Origin of the sequence: Kitasatospora sp. NBC_01302 (genome assembly GCF_035976515.1) — a bacterium.
Taxonomy (GTDB): domain Bacteria; phylum Actinomycetota; class Actinomycetes; order Streptomycetales; family Streptomycetaceae; genus Kitasatospora.
This window is the reverse complement of the sequence record NZ_CP108404.1, coordinates 3,820,415-3,832,814: the sequence shown is the minus strand read 5'-3', so window position 1 is coordinate 3,832,814 and position 12,400 is coordinate 3,820,415. Positions and strand designations below refer to the sequence as shown.

Sequence of the window (12,400 nt, the reverse complement as noted above, 5' to 3'; positions counted from 1 at the left end):
AGCCGAAAGCCTCCCGAAAGGCAGCCAGTCCCATGGCGCTCACCCAGAACCAGACGCGCGGAGCGCGGGCCGCGGAGGTCACGCCGCCCGCCGCCGGCATCTCCAAGGGCATGGTGACGCTCTTCGCCGCCACCGCCGGCCTCTCGGCCGCCAACACCTACTACGCGCAGCCGCTCCTCACCTCGATCGCCCAGACCTTCCACGTCGGCAGCGGCGCGGCCTCCTGGGTGGTCACCGCCGGGCCGATCGGCTACGCGCTCGGGCTGGCCTTCCTCGTCCCGCTGGGCGACATGGTCAACCGGCGCAAGCTCGTCGTCGCGATGCTCGGCGTGGTGGCGGTCTTCCAGCTGCTGGCCGCGGCCGCCCCCTCGCTCGGGGTGCTGATCGTGGCCGAGATCGTGGCGGCCGTCGTCTCCACCGTCTCCCCGCTGATGGTCTCCTTCGCGGCCAACCTGGCGGCACCCGAACAACGCGGCCGGGTCACCGGAAGCGTGATGAGCGGGGTGCTGCTCGGCGTCCTGCTGGCCCGCACCGCCGGCGGCGTGATCGCCGAGTTCGGCGGCTGGCGGCTGGTCTACGTGGTGGACGCCGTGGTGGTGGCCGTCCTGGCGATCGCCCTGCTCAAGCTGCTGCCCAGCAGCCAGGCCGCGGGCGAGAAGCTCGGCTACGGCAAGCTGCTCGGTTCGGCCGTCTCGCTGCTGCGCGAGGAGAAGGTGCTGCGGCTGCGCACCGCCTACGGCTTCTTCTCCCAGGCCGGCTTCCAGGTGCTGTGGACCTCGCTGGCCTTCCTGCTGGCCAAGTCGCCCTACCACTACAACGAGGGCGTGATCGGCCTGTTCGGCTTCGCCGGGCTGGTCGGCGCGATCGCCGCGCGGCTGGTGGGCCGGCTGGCCGACCGGGGCAAGGAGAGCGTGGCCACCGGTCTGCTGCTCAGCTCGGTGCTGATCAGCTGGGGCCTGATGGTGCTGCACGGCGGCAGCTGGCTGATCGCGATCCTGGCCGGCATCGTCGTCCTCGACTTCGGCGTCCAGGGCATGCAGGTGATGAACCTCAGCATCATCTACCGGCTGCGCCCCGAGGCCCGCTCCCGCCTGACCACCGCGTACATGACCCTCTACCTGGTCGGCGGCATCGCCGGCTCGGCGGGCTCCGGCTGGGCGTACGCCTCGTACGGCTGGACCGGGGTGAGCGTGATCGGCGCGGTCTTCGCCGGGCTCGCGCTGCTCATGTGGGTGGCGGCCGAGGCGGCCAGCAAGCAGCGCCGGATCGCCTACAACCCGCCGCAGCAGCTGACCAGCTGACTCCCGGCCCCCGAACGGCCCTTGAGCACACACACCGACCAGCAGGCAGGAGAGCCGCGATGACCCCCTCCCACCCCGATCACACCGACATCGTCATCGGTGCCGGATCGACCGGCGCGGTCATCGCGGCCCGGCTGTCCGAGCACGCCGACCGCAGGGTCCTGCTGATCGAGGCGGGGCCGGACTACCCGGACCCGGCCGAGCTGCCCGCCCCGCTGCGCAACGGCCTCTACCCCGCGATCGGCACCCACGACTGGGGCTACACCGCCGAGGCGGTGCCGGGCCGCACGATCGGGTTCCCGCGCGGCAAGGTGGTCGGCGGCACCTCGGCGATCAACGTCTCGCTGGCCATGCGGCCCGAGCCGCTGGACTTCGAGGCCTGGACCAAGGTCGGCAACGAGGGCTGGACCTGGGAGGACGTCCTCCCGTACTACGTGAAGCTGGAGGACGACCAGGACTTCGGCGACCAGCCGGTCCCCGAGGGCCGGCCCAGGCTGCACGGCGCGGGCGGCCCGATCCCCATCTGGCGCTGGCAGGACGCCCAGCTGACGCCCCAGCAGAAGGCGCTCCAGGAGGCGGCCAAGCGGCTCGGCTTCCCCGAGGTGGCCGACCACAACGCCCCCGGCGCGCTCGGCGTGGGCCCGCTGCCGCAGAACCTGGTGGACGGGCAGCGGATCTCCACCGCGATCGGCTACCTGGCCGCGGCCCGCAGCCGCCCCAACCTGACCATCCGGGCGAACACCACGGTGGACCGGATCCTCTTCGAGGGCACCCGGGCGGTGGGGGTGCGGGTGGTCACCGACGGGGTGGCCGAGGAGCTGTACGCCGACCGGATCACGCTGTCGGCCGGCACCGTGGCCACCCCCGCGATCCTGCTGCGCTCGGGCATCGGGGCACCGGAGCGGCTCGCCGAGCTGGGGGTCGCGCCGGTGGCCGAACTGCCGGGCGTCGGTGAGAACTTCCTCGACCACTGCACCAACCTGCTGTCGCTGCAGCTGCGTCCGGGCGTCTACGACGAGGCGACGCCGGTGACCCAGATGCTGCTGCAGTTCACCGCCCCGGGCTCCGCGGAGTTCGCGGACATGCAGCTCTACGTCTTCAGCCACGTCGACCTGAACGGCTACGGCTCCTGGGTCAAGGAGCCGCTCGGCACCGACCGGGCGATGATGTTCTCGGTCGGCCTGGAGCTGCCGCGCTCGGTGGGCCACGTGACCATCGACTCGACCGACCCCGAGGCCAAGCCGATCGTGGTCGCCAACTACCTGCAGGACCCGGAGGATCTGCGCAAGATGCGCGAAGGCCTGCGGCTGTGCTGGGAGTTGGCGCGCCAGCCGGAGTTCCGGCTGCTGACCACGGGGAACGTCTGGCCCGGCGCCGAGGTGCTGCGAAGTGACGAAGTGCTGGACGAGTTCCTGCAGAAGACGGTCATCACGCACTTCCACCCGGTCGGCACGGCGAAGATGGGACCGGCCGACGATCCGACCGCGGTGGTGGACGACCGGTGCCGGGTGCACGGCACCACCAACCTGCGGGTCGCCGACGCCTCGGTGATGCCCGTGATGGTCCGCTCGAACACCAACCTGACCTGCATCATGATCGGCGAGCGGGTCGCCGACTGGCTTCTGGACGAAACGAACTGACGTTACGTCAGATCTCAGAAGTGCGGCACGCACCACAGAGCTCCAACCCACCTTTTCGCAAGAGAGGCATTCCGATGAGCCTGAACGGCAAGCGCGTGGTCCTGATCGGCGGCACCTCCGGGATCGGCTTCGCCGCCGCCACGTTGGCCGCGGCCGAGGGCGCGTCCGTGGTGGTCGCGTCCAGCAAGCAGGACCGGGTGGACGCCGCGGTCAAGCGGCTCGGGGGCGACGCCGAGGGCCACCGGCTCGACGTCACCGACGAGGCCCGGATCCGCGACTTCTTCGCCACCGTCGGCGAGTTCGACCACCTGGTCTACACCGCCGGCGACGCCCTGCTGATGAAGGGCCTGGCCGAGATCACCGCGGCCGAGGCCAAGGCCTTCTTCGACATCCGCTACTGGGGTGCCTTCCTCAGCGCCAAGTTCGGCGCCCCGGGCATCCGGGCGGGCGGCTCGATCGTGCTCAGCTCCGGCAGCGTCGCCACCCGCCCGGCGCCGGGCACCGCGGTCGCGGCCGGCAGCACGGCGGCCGCCGAGTCGCTGGCCCGCGCGCTCGCGGTCGAGCTCGGTCCTGCGGTGCGGGTCAACGCGGTGCGTCCGGGCCCGGCCAGGACCGAGATGTGGGGCGCCAGCGTGCCGGACCCGCAGGCCATCTACGACACCTTCGGTCCGCACCTGCTGACCAAGCGCGTCGCCGAGCCCGAGGAGATCGCGCAGGCGTACATCTTCCTGCTGAACAACGCCTTCACCACCGGCACCGTGCTGACCGTCGACGGCGGCCACGTGCTGGTCTGAGGGCCGCCCACGGCGGCACCGAACGCGGCACGGCCCGGGAGTGCGACTCCCGGGCCGTGCTCGCTGCGGGCGGTGGATCAGAAGGCCGGCACCGCGGTGTCGTTCTTGATCGCGTCGAAGACCTGCTTGGACTTGGCCGGGTCCCACTTGACCGCCGACTCGCCGGTGCTGGTGTGGTAGTCCGCGTTGCCGATCGGGATCGTGATGCTCTTGCCGTCGCCGCTGCTGACCGTGCGCATCGCCTCGAAGAGGGTGGCCAGGTCGGTCAGGCCGGTGTTGTTGTCGACGATCAGGGTGTCCAGGCCCGAGCCGATCAGCGGGTAGAGCTCGAAGGGGTTGAGCAGCGTGGCCGGCGAGGCCGCCTGGTGGGCCAGCGCGGAGAGGAACTTCTGCTGGTTGCGCATCCGGCCCAGGTCCTGGTCGGCCATCTGGTGGCGCTGGCGCACGAAGGCCAGCGACTGCGTCCCGTTCAGGGTCTGGCAGCCGGCCTTCAGGTTCAGCCCGGAGTCGGTGTCCTGGATGTCCTTGTCGATGCACATGTGCACGCCGCCCACCGCGTCCACGATGCCGACGAACCCGGCGAAGCCCACCTCGGCGTAGTGGTCGATGTGGATGCCGGTGTTCAACTCCACGGTGCGCACCAGCAGTTCGCCGCCGCCGTTGTTGAAGGCCGAGTTGATCTTGGAGGTGGTGGCGGCGATGGTCCGGCCGCTGCCCGAGGTGTCCTGGTGGGCCGGGATCGGCACCCAGGAGTCACGCGGGATGCTCATCAGCGTGTTCCCGTGGTCGCCGATGTGCAGGATCATCATCGAGTCGCTGCGCTTGCCGTCGTCCGAGCCGGTGTGCATGTCCTGCTTCTGCGCGGCGGTCAGACCGTCCCGGCTGTCCGAGCCGACGATCAGCCAGTTGGAGCCCTTGCCCGCCGCCGGGCGCCCCGGGTAGTCGGCGAGCACGTTCTGGTGCTGCAGCTTCGAGTCGGCCCAGAAGTAGGTGCCCACGCCGGTGACCAGCACCGCCAGCACCACCCCGAGCACGGCGTACTTGATCTTGCGGCGGCGCGGCCAGCGCTTGCGGGCCTGCGGCACCGGGCCGCCGGGTCCGCCCGGGCCGCCGGCGCCACCGGGACCGGCCGGTCCGGCGGGCTGCCGCAGCGGCTGCCCCGGCACCTGGGGCGGGCGCTGCCCGGACTGCTGGGCCTGGGCGGGCCGGGGCGCCGGCGGGCGCCGTCCGGCGGGTGCGCCCGGGGCGCGCGGCGAGAGACCGGGCGGCAGCGGCGGCTCGGCGCCGCCACCGGCCGCACCGTCTTGGCCGCCGTACCCACTGCCACCGCCGCTCGGGCGGCCCTGCTGCCACGTGTTCATGCTGTCGAGAATGCCCGATCGATTCGCCCCGAAGCCGACTCGTGCCCTCCTGCGGGTCGCTTGTAGCAGAGTTGATGCAGGCGCGGGACGCTCCCGGCGCACGGGGACCCGGGAAGCACGCCCGGCGGTCGAGACGAACCTTGACCGCCCGGAAGAGCGCGTGTTTGCATGAGAACCATGGACCAGAGCCCGAGTCTCACGCGTCGGCGGCACGTCGACCTGCAGCGTGTCTCCGGCTCGCTCTGTCGTCCCCGTGCCCGCGGCTGACCACCCGCCGCCCCCGCCACCCTTCACCAGGCCCCCCTCGGCCGGATCTCGCGTGCCGCCCCCGGGGTGCTCCCGTCGCAGCTGTGCCACCCGCCCGCCCGGTCGCACCGTCACGCCGCCGCACCCTCGCGGCCCGGCCGCGTCCCGGCTGCCCACCTCCCGCGTGCCCGCCCCGCCGCTCGCCCGCGGCAACCCTGAGGTTGTGAACCATGGCCACCGTCCTCGCCGTCTCCGGCTCCCCGTCCCCGACCTCCCGCACCACCCGCCTGCTGCGCCACGTCGGCGCCCACCTCGCCGCCGAGGGGCACCGGGTGCTTCCGCTCGACGTCCGCGAGCTGCCCGCCGAGCCGCTGCTGGCCGGCGACACCCGGCATCCGGAGATAGCCCGCGCCCTGGAGCTGGTCGAGGGGGCGGACGGCCTGGTGATCGGCACGCCCGTCTACAAGGCCGCCTACTCCGGCCTGCTGAAGGCCCTGCTGGACGTGCTGCCGCAGTACGCGCTGGCCGGCAAGACCGTGCTCCCGCTGGCCACCGGCGGCTCCACGGCCCACGTGCTGGCCGTGGACTACGCGCTGCGCCCGGTGCTCTCCTCGATGGGCGCGAGCCACATCACCCAGGGCTGGTTCGTGCTGGACCGGCACATCTCGGTGCGCGAGGACGGCGTCACGGTGGTCGAGCGCGAGACCGACGTGCTGCTGCGCCCGGTGGTCGACGCGTTCGCCGCCGCGCTGCGCCCGCGGGCCGAGCCGGCGCTGCTCGCGCGCCCCTGAGAGAGCCTCCCCGGACCCCTAGGGGGACCCGCTCCGGGACCCGTACAACTCTGGTCGTCCAGCGTCCTCCCGCCGGATGACGAGGGCCCTGACCTCATGCCCTAGGTTGATTTCATCGGCTCGGCCCCTGCTGTCAAGGGGGCCGGGCTCGGGGGAACAACGACCTAGGAGCCAGACGTGACGACTGCATCTGCAGCCGTGCAGACTTCCGAGAACCCGGGCGGCCGGCCCACGAGCGCCGCCAGCGCGCGGCAGGTGACCAAGGCCTACGGCGCGGGCGAGACCCGGGTCACCGCCCTGGACGCGGTGGACGTGGACATCGAGCGCGGCCGGTTCACGGCGATCATGGGGCCCTCCGGCTCCGGCAAGTCCACGCTGATGCACTGCCTGGCCGGTCTCGACACGGTCAGCCAGGGGCGGATCTGGATCGGTGACACCGAGGTCACCGGGCTGAAGGACAAGCAGCTCACCCGCCTGCGGCGGGACAAGATCGGCTTCATCTTCCAGGCCTTCAACCTGCTTCCGACGCTCAACGCGCTGGAGAACATCACCCTCCCGATGGACATAGCCGGGCGCAAGCCCGACCAGGCCTGGCTCGACCAGGTCGTCAGCACCGTCGGTCTGGGCGAGCGCCTCAAGCACCGGCCGACCCAGCTCTCCGGCGGCCAGCAGCAGCGCGTCGCGGTGGCCCGGGCCCTGGCCGCCCGGCCGGAGATCATCTTCGGTGACGAGCCCACCGGAAACCTCGACTCCCGCTCCGGCTCCGAGGTCCTGACCTTCCTGCGGCGCTCGGTGGACGAGCTGGCGCAGACCATCGTGATGGTCACCCACGACCCGGTGGCCGCGAGCTACGCGGACCGGGTGCTCTTCCTGGCCGACGGCCGCATCGTCGACGAGATGCACGCCCCGACCGCCGACTCCGTCCTCGAGCGCATGCGCCGTTTCGACGGCAAGCGCACCAGCTGAGCCGGGGCCGACACCGATGCTGCTCAAAACCTCACTGCGGAGCTTCGTGGCCCACAAGGGCCGGATGGTGCTCTCGCTGATCGCCGTCGTCCTCTCGGTCGCCTTCGTCTCCGGCACCCTGGTCTTCTCCAACACCGCCACCAGCACCTTCGACAAACTCTTCGACGCCACCGCCTCCGACCTCTCGATCAGCCAGGCACCGCCCAAGGGCGGTGACGAGGCCCAGCAGAACGGCGGCAGGACGCTGACCGTCCCCGCCACCGCCGTGGCGCGACTGGCCGGTCAGCCCGGCGTCAAGACCGCCGACGGCCAGGTCTCGGTGCAGACCGGCACCCTGGTCAACCCGAAGACCAACAAGGCGATCGGCCCCACCAGCGGCGCCCCGACCATCGTCGGCGCCTGGGTGCCCGGTCCGCACCCGGCGATGACCATCACCTCCGGCGGCGCGCCGGCCGGGTCCGGTCAGCTGATGATCGACGCGGACACCGCCAAGCACGCGGGCCTGCACCCGGGCGACCCGATCCGGGTGATCGGCGACCTGGGCACCTTCGACTACACGATCTCCGGCATCGCCACCTTCAACGGCACCAACCCCGGTGCCGCGCTGGCCTTCCTGGACGTTCCCACCGCCCAGCACGACCTGCTGGGCGACGCCGCCGGCTTCACCTCCATCGACGTCTACGGCGACGGCAGCCGCAGTGACGACCAGCTGAAGTCGGAGGCGGTCGCCGCGCTCGGCAACGGCTACCAGTTCAAGACCGCCGCCGAGCAGAAGGCCGACAACCAGAAGGGCGTCGGGTCCTTCCTCGACTTCATGAAGTACGTGATGCTCGGCTTCGCCGGGGTCTCGCTGCTGGTCGGTGCCTTCCTGATCATCAACACCTTCTCGATGCTGGTCGCCCAGCGCACCCGCGAGATCGGTCTGCTGCGCGCACTCGGCGGCAGCCGCCGCCAGGTCAACCGCTCGGTGCTGATCGAGGCGCTGCTGCTCGGCGTGCTCGGCTCCACCCTGGGCATGCTGGCGGGCCTGGGCCTCGCGCTGCTGCTGATCCAGCTGATGAAGGCGGTGGGGATGAACCTGTCCTCCTCGCTGGTGATCGGCGCCAACGTGCCGGTCGCCTCGTACCTGGTCGGCATCGTGATCACCGTGCTGGCCGCCTGGATCCCGGCCCGCCGGGCCGGCAAGGTCTCGCCGATGGCCGCGCTGCGCGACCACGGGACGCCGAGCGAGGGCGCCGCCAACAAGATCCGGACGGCCCTCGGTCTGCTGATCACCGCCGCCGGTGGCGCGCTGCTGGCCGCCGGGGCCGGTGCCAAGGCACTCGGCACCGGCGGCAGCGAGCTGGGCCTGGGCCTGGTGCTGACCCTGCTCGGCTTCGTGGTGCTCGGCCCGCTGCTGGCCGGCGTGGTGATCCGGGTGCTCGGTGTCGCGCTGCCGGCCCTGTTCGGTCCGGCCGGGCGGCTGGCCCAGCGCAACGCGCTGCGCAACCCGCGCCGCACCGGTGCCACCGCCGCCGCGCTGATGATCGGCCTGGCGCTGGTCACCGGTGCCTCGGTGGTCACCAACTCGATGGTCAGCTCCACCAGCTCGCAGATCGACAAGTCGGTGGGCGCGGACTACATCGTCACGGTCAACCACGGCGGCCTGACCACCGCCATGGTCGACGCGGCCAAGGGCACCCCGGGGCTGTCGCACGTCACCGAGCAGCGCGAGCTCCCGGCCACCCTGACCACTCCGGCCGGCAAGCAACTGGACGAGTTGGTCTCGGCCGTCTCGCCCACCTTCACCCAGGACTTCTCGCTGCCGGTCACCTCCGGCAGCACCGAGGGCCTGGCCAGTGGCGGGATCTCGGTCGACGCGAACTTCGCCAAGGACAACGACCTGAAGGCCGGCGACAAGCTGGCGGTCGACTACGGCAAGGGCCGCACCCAGACCCTGCCGATCGCGGTGGTCACCACCACCGGCAACACCATCTTCGACCGCCACTTCTTCGCCACCATCGACACCGTCGCCCAGGCGGTCCCGCTGGACCAGCAGCCCGGCGACGTGGCCGTCTTCGGCAAGGCCGCCCCCGGGGCGGACGTCGAGAAGACCCTGACCGCCCTGCAGGACTCGCTGACCGCCTACCCGCAGGTCTCGGTGCAGGACCAGGCCGGCTACAAGAAGATCGTCCAGAAGAGCGTGGACACCCTGCTGTACCTGGTCTACGGCCTGCTCGGGCTGGCGATCACCGTCGCGGTGCTCGGCGTGGTCAACACGCTGGCGCTCTCGGTGGTCGAGCGGACCAGGGAGATCGGACTGCTGCGGGCGATCGGCCTGTCGCGCCGTCAGCTGCGCCGGATGATCCGCCTGGAATCGGTGGTGATCGCGGTCTTCGGCGCGGTCCTGGGCACCGGCCTCGGCCTGGCCTGGGGCGTCACCGCCCAGCGGGTGCTGCGCAACTCCGGACTGAACGAGCTGTCGGTCCCGGTGGGCACCATCGTGGTGGTCCTGCTGCTCTCCGCGGTGGTCGGCCTGCTGGCCGCGCTGCTGCCGGCCTTCCGGGCCGGGCGGATGAACGTGCTGGCGGCCATCGCCACCGACTGACCCGCCGTCAGTCCACCGGGCCGGGCGCTCCCACGGGGGAGGAGCACCCGGCCCGGTCGCGCATTCCGGCCGTTCATCCAGGTCCGGTACCGTTGCCTGCGATGAACACCATGGCTGCTGAGGAGCTGCCGGCGGTCTCCGTGATCATGCCGGTGCTCAACGAGGAACGACACCTTCGCACCGCCGTGCGGCGCATCCTGGAGCAGGAGTACGCCGGGGCCATGGAGGTGGTGATCGCGCTCGGCCCGTCCAGTGACCGGACCGACCAGATCGCCGCCGAGCTGGCCGCCGAGGACTCGCGGGTGCGGACCGTGCCGAACCCCACCGGGCGCACCCCCGCCGGGCTGAACGCCGCGATCAGAGCCTCCTCCCATCCGATAGTGGTACGGGTGGACGGCCACGGGCTGCTCACGCCCGGCTACATCGCCACCGCGGTGCGCCTGCTCGGCGAGATGGAGGCGGCCAACGTCGGCGGCATCATGCACGCCGAGGGCGAGAGCGAGTGGGAGAAGGCCGTCGCCGCCGCGATGACCGCCAAGATCGGCGTGGGCAACGCCGCCTTCCACACCGGTGGCCTGGCCGGCCCCGCCGAGACCGTCTACCTGGGCGTCTTCCGGCGCGAGGTGCTGGAGAAGCTCGGCGGCTACAACGAGGAGTTCATCCGCGCCCAGGACTGGGAGCTGAACTACCGCATCCGCCAGGACGGCGGCCTGATCTGGTTCACCCCGCAGCTGAAGGTCACCTACCGCCCGCGCCCCAGCGTGCGCGCGCTGGCCAAGCAGTACAAGGACTACGGCCGCTGGCGCCGGGTGGTCACCCGCTACCACCGCGGCTCGGTCAACCTGCGCTACCTGGCCCCGCCGAGCGCGCTGATCGCGGTGCTGCTCGGGCTGGTGCTGGGAGCTGCCGTGCACCCCGCCTTCTTCGTCCTGCCGGCCGGCTACGCGCTCGGGATCATCGGCGGCTCGGTGGTGGAGGGCCGCGGCCTGTCCGTCCGGGCGCGGCTGCAGCTCCCGCTGGCGCTGGCCACCATGCACTTCAGCTGGGGCTTCGGCTTCCTCACCTCACCGCGCAAGCTGGCCGCCAAGGTGATCGCCAGTGCGGCGCCCGGTACCCGGCCCGTACCGGAACGTACCGGCTGAGCGAGGGAGCCGCTACCGTCAGTCGTATGACGGAGGCGGTGCGTATCGAAGCCAGTGCGGACGTCGATCCGCGGGCACGGATCGGGGCGGGGAGCGCCGTGTGGCACCTCGCCCAGATCCGCGAGGACGCGGTGGTCGGCGCCGAGTGCGTGATCGGGCGCGGCGCCTATCTCGGCCCGGGGGTGCTGCTGGGCGACCGGGTGAAGGTGCAGAACCACGCGCTGCTCTATGAGCCGGCCGTGATCGAGGACGGGGTGTTCATCGGCCCCGCGGCCGTGCTGACCAACGACCTCTACCCGCGCTCGGTCGGTGTCGACGGCCGCCTCAAGGGCGCCGAGGACTGGCTGGCCCGGGGCGTCACGCTGCGGCAGGGCTGCTCGATCGGGGCCCGCGCGGTGCTGGTGGCCGGGGTGACGGTCGGCCGCTGGGCGCTGGTGGCGGCCGGCGCGGTGGTGCACCGGGACGTTCTGGACTTCGCGCTGGTGGCGGGCGTCCCGGCGCGCAAGACCGCCTGGGTCGGCCGGGCCGGCCAGCCGCTGCGCCGCCAGGGCGTGGGCCGCTGGCGCTGTCCGTGCACCGGCGAGACCTACGCCGAGGCGAACGGGCGGCTGGCGCTGATGGTCTGACCCGGTGGGCGGCCGGCCCGGCGGCGGGGCTCAGCCCAGGCGCAGGGTCACTCGTTCGGCCTCGATCCGGGCTGCCCACTGATCCTCCGTCAGCCCCGCGGAGTTGCGGCAGAGCACCACCGAGGCGCCGGCCGCGAGCGGGGCCAGCAGGCCCGCCTCCAGGCCGGCCCAGCTGTCGTAGGGCAGCGTGCTGAGCACCCGCGAGCCGCGCTCCAGGCCCAGCCGTGCGGCGCCCTCCCGGGCCAGGTCCACGGTCTGCTCGCCCGTCAGCTTGAGCGCCAGGCCGTCCACGGCGGTCTCCAGCGCGGGGGCCTGCGGATCCACCGGCGAGTACGGCGCGAACCGGTCGCCCTGCCCCGGCACCTCGGCCGCGTAGTCGAGGAACCCGTCGGGCCGCTGCGGGAACCGGCCGCCGAGCGGACGCAGCGCCAGCGCCACCCGTTCGCCGGAACAGGCCTGCGCGGCTTCCAGCCCGTCCGGTCCGCTGATCACCAGTTCGGCCGTGGCCGGGTCGCCGCCCGGCAGTGCGGTGACGCCCACCGACCAGCAGGCCAGCAGCCAGACCGCGCTCTGCCAGTGCGCCGGGAGGAGCAGTGCCGCGCGGTCCTCCGGGCCCGCGTTCAGCTCGTCCTGGAGCAGATTGGCCGTCTTGGCGACCCAGTTGTCGAAGGTCTTGACCGAGAGTTCCACCCGCTCACCCGACAGATCGTCGTAGAAGGTGACCAGGGGACGGGCGGAGTCCTCACCGAGGGCGGCTCGCAGCAGCTCGGCGGGGGTACGGGCGTCGGCAGCGAATGGCGCAGTCATGGTGCGTCCCAGCCTACGGCCTGAGCTTGTTCGGATGGGAGGGGGTCCGGGGAGGCTCGCCGGTCGCGTGTCCCGGTGCGTGTGCCGGTGCGTGCGCCCGGCCGGATCGGGTGCCCGCCGGACAGTGGATCAGTCGATG

At 72.2% G+C, this 12,400-nt stretch carries 11 protein-coding genes; 9 read left to right on the top strand and 2 right to left on the bottom strand.

The window, feature by feature from the left end; translation table 11 throughout:
- Positions 1-32: 32 nt before the first annotated feature.
- From OG294_RS16280 to OG294_RS16270, 3 genes are all read left to right on the top strand, one after another.
- Positions 33-1,301 (top strand): MFS transporter, encoded by a 1,269-nt coding sequence (locus tag OG294_RS16280; RefSeq protein WP_327067220.1) that lies wholly within the window; start codon positions 33-35, stop codon positions 1,299-1,301.
- A 59-nt stretch (positions 1,302-1,360) separates the two neighbouring features.
- Positions 1,361-2,941 carry a GMC family oxidoreductase gene (locus OG294_RS16275; RefSeq protein ID WP_327067219.1) on the top strand — a complete coding sequence of 527 codons (1,581 nt, stop codon included), beginning with the start codon at positions 1,361-1,363 and terminating at the stop codon, positions 2,939-2,941.
- 74 nt (positions 2,942-3,015) lie between these two features.
- Entirely contained in the window at positions 3,016-3,735 is a 720-nt protein-coding gene (locus tag OG294_RS16270; protein WP_327067218.1) for an SDR family oxidoreductase, read from the top strand.
- Between the two features lie 77 nt (positions 3,736-3,812).
- On the opposite strand, the gene OG294_RS16265 is transcribed toward OG294_RS16270, so the two are convergent.
- Entirely contained in the window at positions 3,813-5,096 is a 1,284-nt protein-coding gene (locus OG294_RS16265; protein WP_327067217.1) for an LCP family protein, read from the bottom strand.
- 168 nt (positions 5,097-5,264) lie between these two features.
- Between OG294_RS16265 and OG294_RS41140 the strand changes: the two genes are divergently transcribed.
- The 6 genes from OG294_RS41140 (at position 5,265) to OG294_RS16240 (ending at position 11,454) form a co-directional block, all read left to right on the top strand.
- A complete protein-coding gene (locus OG294_RS41140; RefSeq protein ID WP_442789171.1) occupies positions 5,265-5,363 on the top strand; it encodes a putative leader peptide in 99 nt (32 codons plus the stop codon).
- A 209-nt stretch (positions 5,364-5,572) separates the two neighbouring features.
- Entirely contained in the window at positions 5,573-6,133 is a 561-nt protein-coding gene (ssuE, locus tag OG294_RS16260) for an NADPH-dependent FMN reductase (protein WP_327067216.1), read from the top strand.
- Positions 6,134-6,310: 177 nt separating this feature from the next.
- Positions 6,311-7,099: an ABC transporter ATP-binding protein gene (locus tag OG294_RS16255; protein ID WP_327067215.1), complete on the top strand. Its 789-nt coding sequence runs from the start codon at positions 6,311-6,313 to the stop codon at positions 7,097-7,099.
- A 16-nt stretch (positions 7,100-7,115) separates the two neighbouring features.
- Positions 7,116-9,686: an ABC transporter permease gene (locus OG294_RS16250; RefSeq protein WP_327067214.1), complete on the top strand. Its 2,571-nt coding sequence runs from the start codon at positions 7,116-7,118 to the stop codon at positions 9,684-9,686.
- 110 nt (positions 9,687-9,796) lie between these two features.
- Positions 9,797-10,828, top strand: coding sequence for a glycosyltransferase family 2 protein (locus tag OG294_RS16245; RefSeq protein ID WP_327071571.1), 1,032 nt, complete (start codon positions 9,797-9,799; stop codon positions 10,826-10,828).
- A gap of 26 nt (positions 10,829-10,854) precedes the next feature.
- Positions 10,855-11,454 (top strand): acyltransferase, encoded by a 600-nt coding sequence (locus tag OG294_RS16240; RefSeq protein WP_327067213.1) that lies wholly within the window; start codon positions 10,855-10,857, stop codon positions 11,452-11,454.
- A gap of 30 nt (positions 11,455-11,484) precedes the next feature.
- Here OG294_RS16240 and OG294_RS16235 read toward each other — a convergent pair whose 3' ends face one another.
- Positions 11,485-12,261, bottom strand: coding sequence for a TIGR03089 family protein (locus tag OG294_RS16235; RefSeq protein ID WP_327067212.1), 777 nt, complete (start codon positions 12,259-12,261; stop codon positions 11,485-11,487).
- Between the last annotated feature and the right edge of the window lie 139 nt (positions 12,262-12,400).

What these genes read in the sequence shown, in the direction of transcription:
- OG294_RS16280 (WP_327067220.1), top strand. Translation starts at nt 33, where the DNA reads ATGGCGCTCACCCAGAACCAGACGCGCGGAGCGCGGGCCGCGGAGGTC.
- OG294_RS16275 (WP_327067219.1), top strand. Translation starts at nt 1,361, where the DNA reads ATGACCCCCTCCCACCCCGATCACACCGACATCGTCATCGGTGCCGGA.
- OG294_RS16270 (WP_327067218.1), top strand. Translation starts at nt 3,016, where the DNA reads ATGAGCCTGAACGGCAAGCGCGTGGTCCTGATCGGCGGCACCTCCGGG.
- OG294_RS16265 (WP_327067217.1), bottom strand. Translation starts at nt 5,096, where the DNA reads ATGAACACGTGGCAGCAGGGCCGCCCGAGCGGCGGTGGCAGTGGGTAC.
- OG294_RS41140 (WP_442789171.1), top strand. Translation starts at nt 5,265, where the DNA reads ATGAGAACCATGGACCAGAGCCCGAGTCTCACGCGTCGGCGGCACGTC.
- ssuE (WP_327067216.1), top strand. Translation starts at nt 5,573, where the DNA reads ATGGCCACCGTCCTCGCCGTCTCCGGCTCCCCGTCCCCGACCTCCCGC.
- OG294_RS16250 (WP_327067214.1), top strand. Translation starts at nt 7,116, where the DNA reads ATGCTGCTCAAAACCTCACTGCGGAGCTTCGTGGCCCACAAGGGCCGG.
- OG294_RS16245 (WP_327071571.1), top strand. Translation starts at nt 9,797, where the DNA reads ATGGCTGCTGAGGAGCTGCCGGCGGTCTCCGTGATCATGCCGGTGCTC.
- OG294_RS16240 (WP_327067213.1), top strand. Translation starts at nt 10,855, where the DNA reads ATGACGGAGGCGGTGCGTATCGAAGCCAGTGCGGACGTCGATCCGCGG.
- OG294_RS16235 (WP_327067212.1), bottom strand. Translation starts at nt 12,261, where the DNA reads ATGACTGCGCCATTCGCTGCCGACGCCCGTACCCCCGCCGAGCTGCTG.